The sequence below is a fragment of the Erythrobacter sp. AP23 genome (assembly GCF_001542855.1).
Taxonomy (GTDB): Bacteria; Pseudomonadota; Alphaproteobacteria; order Sphingomonadales; family Sphingomonadaceae; genus Qipengyuania.
Genome location: NZ_LNBY01000001.1, coordinates 537,678 through 554,875 on the forward strand (window position 1 = coordinate 537,678; position 17,198 = coordinate 554,875).

Below are 17,198 nucleotides of genomic sequence, written 5' to 3' on the forward strand. Positions count from 1 at the left end.
CTTCCGGCGTCAACACCCCGCCGATGTGAGAAAATTGCTATGATCGATATCCGTCCCTTTGCCTCGCTCGGGCATGCAGACCACGGTTGGCTCGACGCGCGGCACCATTTCAGTTTCGCCAATTATCACGATCCAGACCGCATGGGCTGGGGCAATATCCGTGTCTGGAACGACGACACGATTCAGGCGCAGACCGGCTTCCCGCCGCATCCGCATCGCGACATGGAAATCGTCACCTTCGTGCGCAAAGGCGCGATCAGCCACCGCGACAGCCTCGGCAACGAAGGCCGCACCGCGGCGGGCGACGTGCAGGTGATGAGCGCGGGCACCGGCATCACCCATGCCGAATACAACCTCGAGGACGAGGACACGACGCTGTTCCAGATCTGGATCATCCCCGATCGCGCCGGCGAAAAGCCCAGCTGGGGCCAGCGGGAGTTTCCCAAGGCCACGCGCGAGGCCGGGTTCGAAGTTCTCGCCAGCGGCAGTTCCGAAGCCGACGATGCCCTGCCGATCCGGACCGATGCCAAGGTTGCGGCAGCTACCCTTGCCGCCGGGCAGAGCGCAACATGGACTACCTCGGGCGAGCGGCACCAGTACCTTGTCGCTCCCAAGGGCCGCGTGAAGGTCAACGGACACGAAGCGCAGCCGCGTGACGGGATTGCCGTGACCGACGAGACCGAGATCGTGGTGGAAGCGCTCGACGACGCCGAGATCGTGCTGGTCGACGCGCGCTAGGCGCTTGGCCTCAAGTGCCGGAGCGAGCGTTCCAGCATCAGCAATTGCCACAGCACACGGCCGTGATCGGAGCGGCCCCAAATATGGTCGTCCGCGAGGCGCGAAAGCGCCTTGCGGGCGAACCATCCGCTGCCGGTGAGCAGTTCGCTCGAGGCAACCGCCCTCGCCTCGCTCGCCAGCGGCCCGCGGAACCAATCTGCCAGCGGCGTCACGAAACCCTGTTTCTGGCGATAGAGGATCTCCTTGGGCAGATAGCGCTCCATCGTGCGCTTCATCAGCCACTTGCCGGTCGTCCCGCGAAAGCGCTGACGATGCGGCAGACGCGCGCCGAATCCGATCAGGCGGTGATCGAGCAGCGGCTCGCGCGCTTCGAGTCCCACCGCCATGCTGGTGCGGTCGGTCTTTGTGAGGATATCGCCGGGCAACCAGAATTTCAGATCGGCGTATTGCGCGCGATCGAGACCGCTGCGGGCGGGCGCATCGCGCATGAGCTTTTCGAACGGCTGCTCGGCGCGGTAATCGCCGCGTTCGCGCAGCATGGCCTCGCCATAGAGCGCCTGGCGCTGTTCGGGCGCAAGGATCGACAGCGCCCGCGCATACCCAGCCTCCCCGCTCTCCGCGAGCGACAGCAGCGTCGTCTTGGCGCGCAGGGGGCGCGGTGCCCAGTCGGCCTTGGGCCAGAGCCGTCCAAGCGTGCCGAACACGGGCCTGCGCATCGCATGCGGCAGGACCGATCGGACCTGCTCTTCGCGCGCGTGGAAAAGCTGACGGCGATAGCCGGTTAAGGCTTCGTCGGCGCCGTCACCCGACAGCGTAACGGTGACATGCTCGCGCGCCAGTTCGCAGACACGCAAAGTCGGCAGTGCGCTCGCATCCGCGAAGGGCTCGTCGAAGATCCGCGCGATCCGGTCGATCTCGCCGAATTGGTCGGCCGAAACGATCCGCTCGTGATGGTCGGTCGCGAACAGCTCGGCCACCTGGCGCGCATAGCGGGTCTCGTCGACGCTCTCGACATCGAAGCCGATCGAGCAACTGGTGACGGGCGCGGCGCTCGCCTCGCTCATCAGAGCGACGACCGACGAGCTGTCGACGCCGCCCGAGAGAAACGCGCCCAGCGGAACGTCTGCCGTCATGCGACTGGTCACGCCCTCGCGCATCAGATGGAGGAGCTGGGCCGAAAGATCCTCGGTCCGTCCCTTCTCGCGCTCTGTAAAGCCGACGTCCCACCAGCGCTGCGGCGGGCCGGGCTCGCGCCCATGTTCGAGCAGTAGGAAGTGGCCCGCCGGAAGCTTCTCGACGCCTTTCAGGATTGCCCGATGATCGGGGACATAGCCCCAGGTCATGTAATCCTCGATCGCCAGCGGATCGATCTGGCGCCGCATCAAGGGGTGCGCCAGCAGGCCCTTGAGTTCGCTGGCAAAGGCCAATGCTCCGCCTTCGAGCGGCGCTAGGTAGAGCGGCTTAACCCCCAAGCGGTCACGCGCTAGAAACAGCTGACGCCTGTCGAGGTCGTAGAGCGCGAAGGCAAACATGCCATCGAGCCGCGACAAGCAATCGGGGCCCCACTTCTGCCACGCCGCGAGGATCGTTTCGGTATCGCCATCGGTGCGCAGTTGCGCCCCACCCTGCTCAAGCTCGCGTCGCAATTCGCGGTAATTGTAGATTTCGCCATTGAAGACGATCACCGCGCGCCCATCGGCCGAATGCATGGGCTGCGGCGATCCTTCGAGGTCGATGACCGACAGGCGGCGATGGCCGAGGCCGACACCGGGCGCGGTCCAGACGCCGCTGCCGTCGGGCCCGCGATGCGCAAGCGCGTCGCTCATCCGCTCGACCCTGCGGGGATCGACCGGCTTCACCGTCTCGTAATGGAAAATCCCCGCGATCCCGCACATAGGCGACGGTGCCTAGACCAGCCGTGCCAACACGGCAAAGACCAATGCGGCGACCAGCACCGCGCCGAAGACCAATGTCGGATTGGCCAGCGTTCCCTCGAAACGCTGGACGAGCGGCATTCCAGCGATCTCGCCCGCGCTCCAGCCGGCCTCCTCGGGTTCGCGCTCGAACCAGCGCCAGGCGACGCCCAGCACCAGCGCGATGACGATGCCGAAAAAGACCCAGCCATAAACGATATGGTCGAAGCTCCCGGCAGCCTCCGCGCCAACATATTGGGCGAGGAAGATGGTCGCCCAGGCGCGGATGCCGTTGGCGACGATCGGCACCACGATGCATGCCAGCAGGAACCAGGCGCGTCGCTTCCAACTGAAAAAGCAAGTGTGCGCGACGAGCAGGCCGAGCGCCAACATGGCGATGAGGAATTTCACGCCCGAGCACTCCTCGGCGACGATGAACAGGCCCGCGGGCGTATCGATGTTGATGCCCTGTGCCACGGTTTCGATGCCGCTCCATATCGTGAGCGCCGTGGCGATTTCCGCAGTGATCATCTGCAGTGGCGGGATGATCTCGTCGCCGAACGGCACCAATAGAAACGCATAGGCCAGCGGAAACGCGAGCACGAGCGCGGCACGCAACCCCAGGATCGCGACGACGGCGCCCTGCATGGCGACGATCGTTCCACCTTGCGCTATGGTGTTGATCTCGAGACCCCTGCCGAGGAGCCACGCCGACAGGCCGAGGATAAGCCACAGCAGCCCCGGCCACCAACCGGGCACGCGGACCTTTGCCAAATCGTCGCGGCGTATCCACGCCAGCCACAGAATGATCGGCGGAACCAGCAGGATGTGGCTGTAGGTATCGATGTTCCACCACTGATGCGCCATCGCGCGCCATTCGGCGAATGTGAGAGCAAACAACGCCAGGGCGACCACGGTCAGCAGGGCACCCGGTGATATCCCCGGGCGAGCGGAAGTCCGCTCCAGGACGGTTTCAGGCGGCATTGCGGGCATTCTCGCCCGCGCCGACCAATTCGGCAAGCGCGGTCTCGACACTGTCCCAACTCATCCGCTCGACGACGTATCGCCGCGCGCAGCGACCCATTTCGGCCGCGAGCTCGGGGGAACTCAGCAGGGCCTCGATCTTCGCAAGCATCGCTTCGGGATCCGCTTCCGCCACCGTGAAATCGCGCCCGTCGATTGCATCGATGCCGGTGGCTGCACCGGGTGTCAGCACCACCGGTCGGGCCATGGCCATCGCTTCCAGCACCTTGTTCTGCACGCCGCGCGCGATCAGCAGCGGTGCCACGACGAGATCGGCGGATTTGAGAAACGGTCGCATGTCGGGCACTTCGCCCCACACCCGCGTGCCATTTTCACCATGGCGATCCCGTAGCGCCCGGACCGGAGCACGACCGACAATATGGAAGCGCGCCCGGGCATAGGTTCGACGCAGTGCCGGCATGACGTGCGCGATCATCCATTCGGCTGCGGCCACATTGGGCGCGTAATCCATCTGCCCGGTGAACACGAGTTGCGGATCCTCGCCCTCGTCTAGATCGAGCTGGCGTTCAGCAGTTTCCGGATCGAAGGCCTGCGCATCGATACCATTACCCAAGGTGCGCAAGCGAACCGCGTTGGGACTATCGAGCCGCGAGCGAAGGAGATCGGCCTCGTTCTCGCTGATCAACAGCGTGACATCGGCACGCGCCGCGATTCGTTCTTCCTCGCGCCTCAGCAGCCGCGCTTCGCGCCGATTGATCCACGCGCGCTGGCCAGCCTGCGCATAGGCTTCGAACTTCGCGCTATCGACGTCGCACAGGTCGACGATTACCCTGCCGGCAAAACTGTCGGGCACATATTGTCCCATCTGGCCCGAAAACACGAAAATCGTGTCGATCCGATGATTGCCGAGCGTCTTGGCGACGTAGCGATGCATGGCCGCATGATCGAACGCGGTCAGGCTGACCGGCTTGCGTCTGAGCAGGGCTTCGAGACCCGCCAGCGGCAGTGGCTTGTTACGCTCGATCAGCGCATGCGTGCGAGCAATCTCGGCCAAGGCTGCTTTCTGCGCCAAGTCCTGCGGCGTCTCGCCAAAGGTCCCGACGTGGACGGGGCCGAGCTTGGCCAGGCCCTTGAGCAAATGGTGCGAACGTATCTTGTCCCCTCGGTCTGGCGGAAAGGGCACCCGGTGCGCGAGGAACAGCACTCCTCCCATGTCAGCCCAGCCCTCGCGCGATCCAGGGTCCGATACGCGTCGCTACCGACAGCGGCAGCTTCTTCCACAGGGCGATACCGGAGGAATAGCCGTCGTCCGTAGGATCGATGTTGCGCGCCGTGCGACCGGGCGGGGTCCAGGTCCAGTAGGTGAGCGGAACGGGCTCGAACCCCTGCCATTTCTTGAAGTTGTAGGGCCCGCTATCGACCTTCGATCGACCGTAGTCGAACCGAGTGCAACCGCGCATCCGGCCGTGGTCCATCAATTCGAAATAGATCCGTTCGTTTGCCTTGAGCGCACGCGCCTCGATCCCCCCGCCACCCCAATAGGGCATCACTGCGCCCTCGTGGTAGAGCGACAGCACGCTCGACACTGCCCGACCTTCGTATACTGCCGTGATGATATTTGCATTCTCACCGAAGTGGTCGAGCACCGCAGCGAACAGCTTACGCGGGAATACAGGCGTTCCGAGATTATGGACGCTGTCGGCATAGCAACGATAGAATGCCACCAAATGCTCGGGATCGCGCCCGGTCACGATCTCGAGCGGGGATTTGAGCGCCTTGCGCACTTCCGCACGGGACTTGCGCGGAAAAGCCAGCAGTTCCGATTCGCGATCTTCTGCCAGCGGTCGCGAGAAGGTGGCATGTTTTCCGGTGATAGCCTGCCAGCCATCGGGCGCGGTCCCTCCCCGCAATTCGACCGAACTCACCGCCAGCCGCCGGGCCAGTTCTTCCGCCGCGCGGCACAGCAGCTCGGATGCGGCACCGCTGTCGGCCAGCGGGCCGCCACCGACGGCAAAACCGCTCGAAACAAGAGCAGGCGCAAACAATGGCGAACGCACCTCGGTCAGCGGCAGCCAGCCGGCTATCACGCCCGCGCGTTCGGCGACCAGCCCTAGCGCGTTCTGGCGAGTGCCCTTCCCGATCGCGGCCAGCCATGCCGGGCGATGGAACGGCGTCGCGTCATGTTCAGCGACGAACTCCTCGATCCGTGCGCATTCCCTCGCATCGTTCAGATCGGCCTGCCGAACAGTCACTGCATGGCTTACAGGCGCATTCATGCTGCCCACTCTAGGCTGAACGGCTTTTCGCGCTCCGCAAGCGCGTCCATCCGATCCCACGCGAAATCGCCGAGCAGGACGGAGAGCTTGTCGGCCATTTTCGCAAGATTGGTATAGTGCCTGAGGCGCGAGCGCAGCGGCGCTCCAGCGACCCGCGGCTGGTCGGGATCGATCTCCCATGGATGGAAATAGAATACTGCGGGACGACCTTCGCGATTGACCTGGCCGATCGCCCAGCGGCTGAAGCCGTAGGGCAGCACGCGGAAAAAGCCGCCCCCACCCGCGGCAAGCCGCTTGCCGCGCAGTATGGCGGTGGTCACCGGGATCTCGACCAGTTCGCTGTCCACCACAGGATTGAAAGCAAACCTCGGTGCCTCACGCCAGCCGTAGTGATCGTGCACCACCGGAGCGACGCTGGAAGAATAGGTATAGCCCTGTTCCGCCAGCACCTCGTGCGCCCAGGGATTGCGGGCATCGATCGAAAAGCTGGGCGCGCGGTAACCGGTGATCGCCTGACCGCCAGCATCCTCGAGAATTGCGCGGGCTTTGGCGAGATCTTCTGCGAATTCGGCAGGCGAGAACGTGAACACGCGCGTGTGGTCATAGCCGTGGCTCGCCAGTTCGTGCCCGCGTTCGACGATCGCGCGCATGGCGGCCTTATTGCGTTCGGCCACCCAGCCAAGTGTGAAAAAGGTCGCCTTGACCCCCGATCGATCGAACAGATCGAGTATCCGTGCGACATTGTCGCCCACGCGCAGTTCCAGACCGTCCCAGTCGTGACGCGCGATGGTGGTTTCGAACGCGCCGACCTGGAACCAGTCTTCTACATCGACCGAAAGGCCGTTGACGATTTTGCTGTCGCTCAACGCCCCCTCCCCGGCTTCAGGCAGCCGCGCGCGAACCCTGCGATTCGAAATAATCGATCATCATGGTCAGCACGTGGCGCAACGAGCGTTCCTGTTCGTCGAGCCGGGCCTCGATGGATGCGAGGCGCTGGCCGACATCGTCTGGCAGACCGCCAGAAACGCGTTGTTCGGCCAGCTTCGCGACCTCCCGGCGCAATGCCGCCAAATGCTTGTCGCGCTCGGCGAATCCCGCCTCGATCGCTTCGATCTGATGGTCGAGCAGGCCCTTGTCGCGCGCATCCGTGCCCCGGGGCGCACCGGATTCGAGTGTGGGCTCGGGTGCTGCATTCTGACCCTCGTTCTTGGCGCGGGCGATCGCCTCGGCCGCGGGCAGATCGCGATCGGGGCGAGGCTTGGCCCGGGCTTCGTCGGACGGAGCGGCATCTCCGCTCATTTCCTCGATGACAGAATCGAGCATGTCGGTATCGAGCAAGTCGCGCTCTTCGACCGCACCGAGCAGGAGCAGGCGGGTCATAACCTGGTTGACCTTGCGCGGAATGCCGCCAGTTGCTTTGTGAAGCTTTACCCAGAGGCCCTTGTCGAGCTTGGGGTTGCCGTCCCATCCGACGTGACCGAGGCGGTGGAGGACATAGGGTTCGATCTCGCCGGGCTGCATCGGCTCGAGATGATGCGCGGCGATCACGCGCTGGCGCAGCTGTTCGAGTTCGTCGGAATGCGCGAGCAACTGCTTGAACTCGGGCTGACCGAGCAGCAGCGTTTGCAAGAGCGGATGCGAACCGAGCTGGAAATTCGACAGCATGCGCAGCTCTTCGAGTGCCCCGATGGACAGATTCTGCGCCTCGTCGACGATCAGCAGCGTGCGGCGGCCATTGCGGGCTTCCTCGTGCAGGAACAGCTCGATAGCCGCGAGGTCGGCCGCCTTGTCGCGGCCCGTGACATCGAGGCCGAAACTGCGTGCGGCGACATGGATCATTTCGTCGCCATCGAGCGCGCTGGTGACCACTTCGCCCACGGTCATGCGATCGTCGTCCAGCTTCTGCTTGAGATGCGCAACCAGCGTCGACTTGCCCGAGCCCACCTCACCGGTAATGACCACGAAGCCCTCGCCCTGGTTGAGGCCGTAGCCGAGATAGCTCAGGGCCTTCTTGTGCGTGACGCTCTCGAAATAGAACGCCGGATCGGGCGTGAGCTGGAAGGGCCGCTCGCTGAAACCGTAGAATTGTTCGTACATCGCGTGGGTCCTCTCAGAAATCGTAGCGCAGGCCGAGCAGGGCCGAGGCGGTCGTCAGGTCGTCGGCAACGATGTCGCTGTCGAGCATGGAGATCGCCACTGCCGCGCGGGCGGACAGGTTGCGGAAGACCTGTTCCGAATAGCTCGCCGATCCGCCGATCACGCGTACATCGTCCGTACCGGCGGTGCCGCTGTCGAACCAGCTGGCATAGGTGTTGACCGAGAAGTTACCGCGCGGTCCGACCGGGCCCGAAAGGCCTGCGGTCAGGTAATAGCTTTCGTCGACCAGACCATCGGCCAGAGCGAGCACCGTTCCTGGAGCACCGATGAATTTGCGGCGGTCGTAGCCCGCGCCGACGCCGGCCGTCATGCGGCCAATCTGGCGGGTATAGCTGGCAACGACGCCGCGGCCCCGGAACACGGAGGAGCGAACCGAGCCGAGCAGTCCGTCGAGACACCCGCTACCGTCGAGCGTGTTGACGCAGCCGGTCAGTTCACCCGTGACCGGGTCGCGCGTAACGGTAAAGTCGGTGGGCAGCGCGGCCAGGGAGTTGTTGAGGCGTCCACCAAAGCCCTGGATGCTGTCATAGACGCCGATCTGGAGATTGCTGCGGCTGCTCGGGCGCCAGCTGAAATTGCCGTAGAATGTCTCGCTGTCGTAGCGATGACCAAAACGCGCCTCGAGCTGCGTCCGGCTGCTGGGCGTCCAGACCACGCCGACATCCCAGATCAGCCCGCTTGCCTCGAAAGCGATAATGCGCGGGCTGGCTTCGTCTGTGACGAAGCGACCATTGCTGCCGATCACCGGATTGCCGTCTGCATCGCGCAGCGCATCGCGGCTCGATACTTCGACATCCTCGACACCCGCACCACCGACCACGGCCAGCGTCGGCGTGATCGGCACGGTGACATCGCCGCGAACATAGGCATCGCGCACGCGCTGATCGAGATTTGAGACGTCTTCCTGATAATAACCGGCGCCAACGGCAAGGCCCACGGGAAGCGGCTGACCCGGACGCGTACCCGCACGCACGGTAGCGCTGTGAGTGACGCTTTCGTCAAAGAGGTCGGCCGAGGTGCCCGCAGGTGTCACGAAGTCGGGACCGTCGACGCGAGTATAGCCGATTCGATAATTCGCGCTGACATCGACGTCGCCGGCGCGGGTTTGCAGGTTGGGTCCGGCGTAGACCGAATAGGTCTGGGTCGAGAGATCGTCGTCGACCGTCGGATTGAACACCGATCGGCCCTGAGCGTCCACGCGCGTGCTACTGGCCAGCGCACCCGCCTCCACGGTGAGGACGCGTGGCACGATCGAGGCGTAGCCACGCGCGACGCCGGTGATCGAATCCGAATCCGCACCGTCCGACTGATGCGCGAAATTGCGTTCGTAACGCAGTGAAACGCTACCGCCATTGTTGCGACCGACGATCGAAGCATCGACGCCTGCGGCGAGCTGGGTATAGGTCAGCACGTCATTGCCCGGCGAGATCTGCCAGCTCGCGATCGTGTTAGCCTCGATATAGGGATCGATGCTCGTCCGGCCTCGGCTCGCGGACGCGCTTTCGGCCCCGGCTTCGCTCTCGCCGGCTTCGGCGCCCTGATAGGACTGCGCCTGCAACGGCGCGCCCTGCACCAACGCAGCCGAAAGTGCGACTGCGACGAGGCGGCGGGTTCTTGGACGATAGGCCACGGGTCTACTCCCCATATCCGTAATAGCTGCCGAACCTGCGACCGCTCGGGCTGAATGTCGCATCGTTGAGCAGAAGCTTGATGTCGGGGCAGGCCGACAGAAGGTCGATCGCGTCCTCGAGCGCGGCGCGCCCGGTCATGTCGGCGCGAGCCACCAGCAATGCCTGGCCGACATGCTTCGCAAGTTCGGCGGCTGGCGTCGCAGCGAGCGCTGGCGGGCTGTCGAACACGATGATCCGATTCGGCGCACCGCGCGTCAGGCTGTTGAGCACCGTCCAGGTGCGCTCGCTGGCGAGATATTCGCTGTCGCGTCCCGTTCGTTTCCCAGCGGGAAGCACCCACAGGCCGGGAATATCGGTGCCGACGACGACATCCTCGACATTCGCGGCGGGGTCGGCAAGCACGTCCATGAAGCCCTTGCCGCTTTCGAGGCCGAGATTGCCCATGATCGAAGGCTTGCCGAAATCGGCATCGACCAGCAGCACTTCCAGATCGCGCTCACCCGCCAGCGCGATGGACAGGTTGAGCGCGCAAAAGGTCTTTCCCTCATTGGGATGCGGCGAACAGACCAGCACGCGGCGCGCCTGCGGCCCTCCCTCGGTCTTGGCCGAAGCCAAGACCTGACGTTTAACGATCCGGAATTCCTCGAGCAGCGTGGATGCGCCGCCGTCCGGATCGATCAGACCCTGCTCGCGCAAGAGCGAACGCGACACCTCGTGCCTGGCACCGCTGAAGGTGATGGCAGGATCGTTCGGTTCGGGCGGTGCGGTGGGCTCCGCAGGCGTCGGGGCCGAGGAGGATGCGGCTTCGCCGATCCAGTCGGAGGCGCGCCGGGGCGGGGTTTCCCCGGGTGCAGGCTGCACGGCTTGGCGCTTGGGTGCGAATTTCTTGGCCTTGTCGCCTTCAAGCTTGTTCGGCACTGCCGCCGGAACGAGCTTGTCGAGACCGAACAGCCCGCTGGCACGTTCGAGCAGCGAGCCGCGTTTCGGCTCCTTCGCGACATCCTGCGAGCCATTCTTTTCCCCATCCGCAGGCGGCGTGATATTGGTGGGCTTGTTCACTGACACATTCCCCCCTCAGGCCACCGAGCCGACCTGGACCATTTCGACTACGAGCAGCAGGAAGCAGACGCCTGCCAACCCTCCGGCACCGGCGAGAAACTGCTTGAGCCGCAGCTTCTCGTGCTTGCGTGCCGCTTCGGTCATCGAGCGTGAAATCGTTCCGATGACCGGCAAATCGAGCACCCTTTCGAGCTTGTCGGCAGTGGTGAAGCTGGATTTCAGCTGCCCCATCACGAAGGCCACACCGGCGCCCGCACCGATCCCGACGATCAGCACGCCTAGGAGAAGGATCGGGCGGTTGGGCGCCGCCGGTGCGCGCGGTGCGGTGGGCGGGTCGATCACTTCGAACTGGAACGCGCTGCGCTCGGTTTCGACCTGGCCGCGCAGGCGCATTTCCTCGCGATCCTTGAGCAGGTCGTCATATTTGTCCTTGAGCACTTCATAGTCGCGGCTGATGCGATTGGCTTCGGCAGCGACGGCGGGCTCGTCCGCCTGCGCCGCAATCAGCGCGGAGATATCCGATTGCAGCGCCGCCTTGCGTGCCTGGAGCGCCTGGACATTGGCCTGCCGCTCGGCCCTTATCGACATCAGCGAGGTATAGGCCGGATTGGGCGAGCCACCCGAACCGGCGGGTTCGTTGGCCGCCTGTTCGCGCAGCGTCGCGATCTGGCGTTGCTGAGCCTGTATGTCGGGATGGCTGTCGGTCAGGCCGCGCGCGCGCATTGCCGCCAATTGCGACTGCGCCTGCAGGAGAGCACCGCGCGCTCCGCCGCTACCGGCCGTCACGATGCTGGGTGGAGTGCTGGCAATCTGCCCGTTGATGGCCGCCAGCGCGCTTTGTGCGGCGGCGATATCCGCATCGATCCCGCGCATTTCCGTACGCATGCCCTGCAGACGACCCGTCACTGTCCCGCTGCCACCGATCAGGTCGGGGTGCTGTGCCTCGAACGCAAGGCGGCGCTGTTCGGCCGCTTCGAGTTCACGTTTGCGATCTTCGAGCTGCTGGTCGAGGAAGGCGATCGTATCGGCAACGTCACCGCGATTGCCGGCAATGTTGGATTCGCGGAAAATGTCGATCAGGCTCTGCACCACATTTTTGGACAGCGTGGCATTTTCTGAATCGCTCAGGCTCGACTTGCCGATGGTGGCAGTGATCGTGAACAAATTGTCCTGCTCGCTCTCGACCACGATGCTGTCGGTCAGGTTCTGGACCGCATTCTGCATCTCATTGTCGGTCGCGACCTTGTCGCCGAGCTTTGTGCTTCGCACCACCCGCTCGAGATTGACCGCGCTGACCAGCGTTTGGCGGACCTTGGTGATCGCCTGCTTGCCGTCGCCCGAGATATCGAGCTGTTCGGAAAGCACGTCCTCGAGCTCGACGTAAATCCGCGCGCGGCTTTCGTAACTGTTGGGGATGAAGCCGACGGCAAGCCAGCCGAGCAGGCACACGCCCCAGGCCACGCCGAGCGCGATCCAGCGGCGGTTCCATACCGTGTGCAGCGCACTGCGCAATTCGTCGAAGACTTCCTGCATGCCCCCCGCGCTCCCTTAGAAGGTGCTTTCGGGGATGATGATCACATCGCCCGGCTGGAGGAGCACATTGGCCTTGCTGTCGCCGCGCTTGAGCAGGTCGGTGAGGCGCAGCGCATATTCGCGCTGCCGGCCGAGCTGCTTGTCGAAGCGGATCAGCTTGGCGCGGTTCCCTGCGGCGAATTCGGACAAGCCGCCGACCGCGATCATTGCGTCGAGCACGGTCATGTTGGCCCGGTAGGGCAGCGAGGCGGGCTGCTCGGTCGCACCGACGATGCGGACCTGCTGGCTGAACGTGCCCGCAAATTCGTTCACGATAACCGAGACCAGCGGATCCTCGATATACTGGCTCAGCTGGAGGCGGATATCCTCTTCCAGCATCGAGGGCGTCTTGCCCACCGCAGGCATGTCCTTGACCAGCGGGATGGTGATACGCCCATCGGGACGGACCTGTATGTTCTCCGCGCCGAGTTCGGGATTGCGCCAGACATGGATCGTCAGCTCGTCGAGCGGGCCGATAACATATTCCTCGCCCGGCCCTTCCTGCATCGCGACGAATGTCGCGGGCGGGAGTTCGTCACCGCCACCGCGCGCACAGCCGCTCAACACGAGGGTCGACGCAGCGCATCCGGCGAGGAGCGTGGCAGTTCGGGTAAGGCGCATAAGTGGTTTCCCTGGCATCGTCCGCAGGCGATCGCGGACGCGAAAGGCGCCCGCTAATCCCCTATTTGGATCAATCATTGCCCGAAAAAGGTGAACAGACCGTTAGCCATGGTGCCGCGTAGTCGCATAAATCTCGGGATTCTTGGCATTTAGCGTGCGGTTTTCAGACCAGCATTTCCTCTGCCGGCCCCTGTCCCAAAAAGGCACTGGGAGAGGCGCTTGCACCATAGGCTCCGGCGCAGAACACGGCCACCAGATCGCCGACTTCGGCTCGCGGCAGATGCGCCTTGTCGGCAAGCCGGTCGAGCGGGGTACACAGGCACCCGACCACATTCGCGGTCTCTTCCGCCTCGGCATCGAAGCGGCTGGCGATCGCCACGGGGTAATTGCGCCGCACCACCGTGCCGAAATTGCCCGAGGCGGCGAGCTGGTGATGCAATCCGCCATCGGTGACTAGGTAGGTTTCGCCGTAGCTTTCCTTGCGATCGACGATGCGGGTCAGATAAACTCCAGCCTCGCCAACCAGATAGCGACCGAGTTCGAGGAACAGCTCCGCCCCGGCCAGCGTGTCCGGCAGTTCCGCGAAACGCCGGTCGAGCGCGTGACCGACCGCCGCGATATCGAGCGGCTTGTCGCCGGGGAAATAGGGAATGCCGAAGCCGCCGCCCATGTTCAGCTTGGGCAGGTTCACGCCCGCCTCGCTTGCCAGCCGGTCCGCGCAATCGAGCACCTTGGCCTGCATGTCGATCACCGCCTCGGCCGACAGCGCCTGGCTGCCGGTAAAGATGTGCAGACCGCGGAAATCGCAGCCCGCACCGATTATCGAGCGGATCAGTGCCGGAACGCGCTCGGCATCGATGCCGAAGGGCTTGGGGCCGCCGCCCATCTTCATGCCCGAGCCCTTGAGCTCGAAATCGGGATTGACGCGAATGGCGAGGCTGGGCGTCTTGCCCAACCGTTCGGCGATCGCCAGCGCGCGTTCGGCCTCGCTCTCGCTTTCGAGGTTTAGCGTAACCCCGGAACCGATGGCCGCTTCGAGTTCGGAATCGCGCTTGCCGGGTCCGGCAAAGCTCACGCGCGACAGGTCGAAATCGACGGCGCGGACCATGTCCAGCTCACCGCCCGAGGCAATGTCGAGCCCGTCGGCTAGTGTAGAAACGAACTTAAGAAGTGGTGCGAAGCTATTGGCCTTTATCGCATAATTGATCTTCAATCTATCCGGCATTGCGGCCCGCAAATCGGCAAAGCGCTGCGCAATGCGGTCACGCGAATAAACGAATAGCGGCGTCCGCCCGATCGCTTCGACCCAGTGGCTCGCGGGCGCACCACCGATTGCCAGTTCGCCGTCGATCGCTTCGTAGCCGGCGGGAATGGGACCCAGTGGCTTCATGCGCCGATCTCCGCCGCGAGGGCCGTGCGATCGATTTTGCCATTGGGATTGAGCGGCAGCGCATCGCGCCAGTGGATCACATGCGGTTGCATGAAATTGGGAAGCTCCTTCTGCAGCGCCTTGGGCAGCGCCGCCTCATGGTCGGTCGCGTCGCTCGCCGGGCGCGCGACGAGATGGATGGCGTGGCCCAGGCGTTCGTCGCTCACCCCGAGCGCGACCGCCTCGGCAACCAGCCCTGTGCCGAGCGCCGCGCTTTCGACTTCCTGCGGGCTGATGCGATTACCCGCGCTCTTGATCATCGCGTCCCGCCGACCGACGAAATAGAGCAGGCCATCCGCATCGCGCGTCACGCGGTCGCCCGACCACACCGCGGTCCCGCCGTATTCTGAGACATCCGGTGCCGGCTTGAAACGCTCGCGCGTGCGCTCCGCGTCCTGCCAATAGCCCTGCGCCACCAGCGGACCGCAATGGACCAGCTCGCCTTCCTCCCCGGGCTCGGCAAGCGAGCCGTCGTCGGCCACGACGAGGATCTCGGCAAGGGGAATGGCCCGGCCCATCGAGGTCGGATGCGTTTCGACCAGCTCCGGTTCGAGATAGGTCGAGCGGAAAGCTTCGGTCAGGCCATACATGGGGAAGATGCGCGTTTCGGGGAAGATAGAGCGCAAGTCGCGGACGAGATCCGCGGTCAGCGCACCACCCGAATTGGTCAGCCGCCGCATCGAGGCCACCGCTTCGGCGGGCCAATCCAGTTCGGTCAGTTGCACCCATAGCGGCGGGACCGCGGCTAGCGTCGTGACGCCATGCCTGGCGCAGGCCTTGGCGACATCGCGTGGGAAGAGATAATCGAGAGGCACGACCGCCCCACCGGCATACCAGGTCGAAAGCAGCTGGTTCTGCCCGTAATCGAAGCTCAGCGGCAGCACCGCCAGCGTCACGTCGTCGCTTGTCATGCCGAGGTAATGCGCCACGCTGACCGCACCGAGCCACATATTCGCATGGCTGAGCATCACGCCCTTGGGCTTGCCGGTCGATCCGCTGGTATAGAGGATCGCCGCCAGATCTTCCGGATCGTGGTCGGAGGGCGCAAGCGAGGCGCCCGTGTCTTCGGTCAGGGCAAATACCTCGGCCTCGTCGATCGGCTTGCAGCCTGCCGGCACATCCGCCGCCTCGAGCGTTGCGAGGCGTGCCTTGGTTCCCATCAGCAGCACCGCGCCGCTATCGGTGAGGATATGCGCCACCTGCGCGCGCTTGAGCAGCGGGTTGATCGGAACATGCACCAGCCCCGCACGCGCTGCCGCCAGCGGGAGCAGGCAGGTCAGCTCGCCCTTGGCCGCCCAGCTGGCCACGCGCGCGCCCTTCGGCGCCTGGCCTGCCAGCCACCCGGCGAGCAGCGCGACACGTTTCCTCAACTCATCGAAGCTAAGCACACGGTCGCGCAGCACCAGCGCAGGCGCCTGTGCACTCCCGCGCTCGGCCAGTTGATCGAGCGGAAAGGGCGTGGGATCAGGCATTAACGCTCCTGGGCGAGGGAAATCCGTTGGACATCGCGGTCAGCTATCACGACACGGTTACCAAACTGCAAGGGCTGGAATGGCCTGCCGATGGCCCTTTCGACAGGCTCGCATGGTTCGCACTGCTCGAAGACCCGCTGTTCGCCGTTGCCGAACATGGCGACGAACGCGCCATGCTGCCCCTGCAACGCACGGGCGACGGGCTGACCAGCCTGACCAACTGGTTCTGCTTCACCTGGCGCCCGCTCGGTCGCTCGCCCGGCCTGCTTGCCGCGCTTGCCCGCGACCTGCGCAATCGGGCGCACCGCATCGTGCTCGACCCGGTCCCGGGCGAGGATGGCAGCCTCGACGCACTGGCGCGGGCGCTGCGCTCGGGCGGATGGCTGGTCTTTTGCGAGCCCTGCGACGAGAACCATGTCCTTCCCGTCGATGGCCGCAGCTTCGCCGAATATTGGGCGCAGCGCCCGGGCAAGATGCGCACCACGCTCAAGCGCAAGGCCAAAAGGGTCGAGGTCGAGATCCTGACCCGCTTCGACGAGCGAGCATGGCGCGATTATCAGGCGGTTTATGCCGAAAGCTGGAAACCGGGGGAGGAGCGCGCCGACATCCTCGAGGCCTTCGCCCGGGCGGAGGGCGCAGCGGGGCGCATTCGCCTCGGCATCGCCCGCGCTGAGGGGCAGCCGGTGGCCGCGCAATTCTGGACGGTCGAAAACGGCACCGCCTATATCCACAAGCTCGCACATATCGAAGCGGCCAAGCCGCTGTCGGCCGGAACCACGCTGAGCGCCGCGCTGTTCGAGCATGTGATCGAAACGGACCGGGTCGCGCTGGTCGATTTCGGCACCGGATCGGATGCCTACAAGCGCGACTGGATGGAGGTGAACCGGCCGCGATATCGCCTGACCTGCCTCGACTGGCGCCAACCCCGCGCCTGGCCCGCCATCGTGAAGGCATGGGGCCGCCAGCTTGCACCGCACAATCGGCCCAGCTAAGGGCATCGCCTCCGAAAGCAGGGCCAAATGCAGGGGAAGCCGAAGGAATGACCGCCGAAACCGCCAGCACCGCATCGACCGGGCCGAGCCGCAGCGCCATCGACCAGACGCTGCGCGCGATCCTGCGCGATGTGCTCGGGCTCGACCAGGCCCAAGTCGACGTGTTCGATGGCGATACCGGGCTGTTCGGGCACCTGCCGGAACTCGATTCCATGGCTGTCGCCGGCCTGTTGACCGAGATCGAGGATCGGCTCGACATCGTCATTGAGGACGAGGACGTCGATGGCGAGATGCTCGAAAGCTACGGCGGCCTGCTCGCTTTCACCGAAGCCAAGATCGTCGAGGGCTGATTTC

The 17,198-nt window shown here is 64.7% G+C and carries 15 protein-coding genes; 3 read left to right on the forward strand and 12 right to left on the reverse strand.

Features of this window, described 5'->3' with window-relative positions; all coding sequences use genetic code 11:
- Nucleotides 1–39: 39 nt before the first annotated feature.
- Nucleotides 40–738: a pirin-like bicupin family protein gene (locus tag ASS64_RS02570; protein WP_067689376.1), complete on the forward strand. Its 699-nt coding sequence runs from the start codon at nt 40–42 to the stop codon at nt 736–738.
- Here ASS64_RS02570 and ASS64_RS02575 read toward each other — a convergent pair.
- The 12 genes from ASS64_RS02575 to ASS64_RS02630 all read right to left on the reverse strand — a co-directional run bounded on the left by ASS64_RS02575 (nt 735) and on the right by ASS64_RS02630 (nt 15,852).
- A complete protein-coding gene (locus ASS64_RS02575) occupies nt 735–2,633 on the reverse strand; it encodes an XrtA/PEP-CTERM system amidotransferase (protein ID WP_067689379.1) in 1,899 nt (632 codons plus the stop codon). The genes ASS64_RS02570 and ASS64_RS02575 overlap by 4 nt on opposite strands.
- A 12-nt stretch (nt 2,634–2,645) precedes the next feature.
- Nucleotides 2,646–3,635, reverse strand: a complete 990-nt coding sequence (gene xrtA / locus ASS64_RS02580; RefSeq protein WP_067689382.1) for an exosortase A — start codon at nt 3,633–3,635, stop codon at nt 2,646–2,648.
- Nucleotides 3,625–4,848 carry a TIGR03087 family PEP-CTERM/XrtA system glycosyltransferase gene (locus tag ASS64_RS02585; protein WP_067689385.1) on the reverse strand — a complete coding sequence of 408 codons (1,224 nt, stop codon included), beginning with the start codon at nt 4,846–4,848 and terminating at the stop codon, nt 3,625–3,627. The genes xrtA and ASS64_RS02585 overlap by 11 nt, the downstream gene beginning before the upstream one ends.
- 1 nt (nt 4,849) lies before the next feature.
- On the reverse strand, nt 4,850–5,911 hold the full coding sequence (locus ASS64_RS02590) for a FemAB family XrtA/PEP-CTERM system-associated protein (protein ID WP_067690339.1): 1,062 nt from the start codon (nt 5,909–5,911) through the stop codon (nt 4,850–4,852).
- A complete protein-coding gene (locus ASS64_RS02595) occupies nt 5,908–6,777 on the reverse strand; it encodes an XrtA system polysaccharide deacetylase (RefSeq protein WP_157075054.1) in 870 nt (289 codons plus the stop codon). Before ASS64_RS02595 ends, ASS64_RS02590 begins: the two co-directional genes overlap by 4 nt.
- Nucleotides 6,778–6,793: 16 nt before the next feature.
- On the reverse strand, nt 6,794–8,008 hold the full coding sequence (locus ASS64_RS02600) for an AAA family ATPase (protein ID WP_067689391.1): 1,215 nt from the start codon (nt 8,006–8,008) through the stop codon (nt 6,794–6,796).
- 13 nt (nt 8,009–8,021) lie between these two features.
- A complete protein-coding gene (locus tag ASS64_RS02605; RefSeq protein ID WP_234002289.1) occupies nt 8,022–9,698 on the reverse strand; it encodes a preprotein translocase subunit YajC in 1,677 nt (558 codons plus the stop codon).
- A 4-nt stretch (nt 9,699–9,702) separates the two neighbouring features.
- Nucleotides 9,703–10,758: a capsular biosynthesis protein gene (locus ASS64_RS02610; RefSeq protein ID WP_369815338.1), complete on the reverse strand. Its 1,056-nt coding sequence runs from the start codon at nt 10,756–10,758 to the stop codon at nt 9,703–9,705.
- A gap of 15 nt (nt 10,759–10,773) precedes the next feature.
- Nucleotides 10,774–12,291: an XrtA system polysaccharide chain length determinant gene (locus ASS64_RS02615; RefSeq protein WP_067689397.1), complete on the reverse strand. Its 1,518-nt coding sequence runs from the start codon at nt 12,289–12,291 to the stop codon at nt 10,774–10,776.
- A gap of 15 nt (nt 12,292–12,306) precedes the next feature.
- Nucleotides 12,307–12,951 carry an XrtA/PEP-CTERM system exopolysaccharide export protein gene (locus ASS64_RS02620; RefSeq protein WP_067689400.1) on the reverse strand — a complete coding sequence of 215 codons (645 nt, stop codon included), beginning with the start codon at nt 12,949–12,951 and terminating at the stop codon, nt 12,307–12,309.
- 163 nt (nt 12,952–13,114) lie between these two features.
- Nucleotides 13,115–14,341 carry a pyridoxal-dependent decarboxylase, exosortase A system-associated gene (locus tag ASS64_RS02625; RefSeq protein ID WP_067689402.1) on the reverse strand — a complete coding sequence of 409 codons (1,227 nt, stop codon included), beginning with the start codon at nt 14,339–14,341 and terminating at the stop codon, nt 13,115–13,117.
- On the reverse strand, nt 14,338–15,852 hold the full coding sequence (locus ASS64_RS02630; protein ID WP_067689405.1) for an acyl-CoA ligase (AMP-forming), exosortase A system-associated: 1,515 nt from the start codon (nt 15,850–15,852) through the stop codon (nt 14,338–14,340). The genes ASS64_RS02625 and ASS64_RS02630 overlap by 4 nt, the downstream gene beginning before the upstream one ends.
- A 26-nt stretch (nt 15,853–15,878) precedes the next feature.
- Here ASS64_RS02630 and ASS64_RS02635 point away from each other — a divergent pair, with 26 nt between their 5' ends.
- Together ASS64_RS02635 and ASS64_RS02640 are read left to right on the forward strand one after the other, a co-directional pair.
- Nucleotides 15,879–16,844: a GNAT family N-acetyltransferase gene (locus ASS64_RS02635; protein ID WP_234002291.1), complete on the forward strand. Its 966-nt coding sequence runs from the start codon at nt 15,879–15,881 to the stop codon at nt 16,842–16,844.
- Between the two features lie 47 nt (nt 16,845–16,891).
- Nucleotides 16,892–17,194: an acyl carrier protein gene (locus ASS64_RS02640; RefSeq protein ID WP_083508122.1), complete on the forward strand. Its 303-nt coding sequence runs from the start codon at nt 16,892–16,894 to the stop codon at nt 17,192–17,194.
- The last annotated feature ends 4 nt before the right edge of the window (nt 17,195–17,198 follow it).

Coding starts and splice junctions, on each gene's coding strand:
- ASS64_RS02600 (WP_067689391.1), bottom strand. CDS start 8,008: ATGTACGAACAATTCTACGGTTTCAGCGAGCGGCCCTTCCAGCTCACG.
- ASS64_RS02620 (WP_067689400.1), bottom strand. CDS start 12,951: ATGCGCCTTACCCGAACTGCCACGCTCCTCGCCGGATGCGCTGCGTCG.
- ASS64_RS02575 (WP_067689379.1), bottom strand. CDS start 2,633: ATGTGCGGGATCGCGGGGATTTTCCATTACGAGACGGTGAAGCCGGTC.
- ASS64_RS02585 (WP_067689385.1), bottom strand. CDS start 4,848: ATGGGAGGAGTGCTGTTCCTCGCGCACCGGGTGCCCTTTCCGCCAGAC.
- ASS64_RS02615 (WP_067689397.1), bottom strand. CDS start 12,291: ATGCAGGAAGTCTTCGACGAATTGCGCAGTGCGCTGCACACGGTATGG.
- ASS64_RS02625 (WP_067689402.1), bottom strand. CDS start 14,341: ATGAAGCCACTGGGTCCCATTCCCGCCGGCTACGAAGCGATCGACGGC.
- ASS64_RS02570 (WP_067689376.1), top strand. CDS start 40: ATGATCGATATCCGTCCCTTTGCCTCGCTCGGGCATGCAGACCACGGT.
- xrtA (WP_067689382.1), bottom strand. CDS start 3,635: ATGCCGCCTGAAACCGTCCTGGAGCGGACTTCCGCTCGCCCGGGGATA.
- ASS64_RS02590 (WP_067690339.1), bottom strand. CDS start 5,911: ATGAATGCGCCTGTAAGCCATGCAGTGACTGTTCGGCAGGCCGATCTG.
- ASS64_RS02640 (WP_083508122.1), top strand. CDS start 16,892: ATGACCGCCGAAACCGCCAGCACCGCATCGACCGGGCCGAGCCGCAGC.
- ASS64_RS02630 (WP_067689405.1), bottom strand. CDS start 15,852: ATGCCTGATCCCACGCCCTTTCCGCTCGATCAACTGGCCGAGCGCGGG.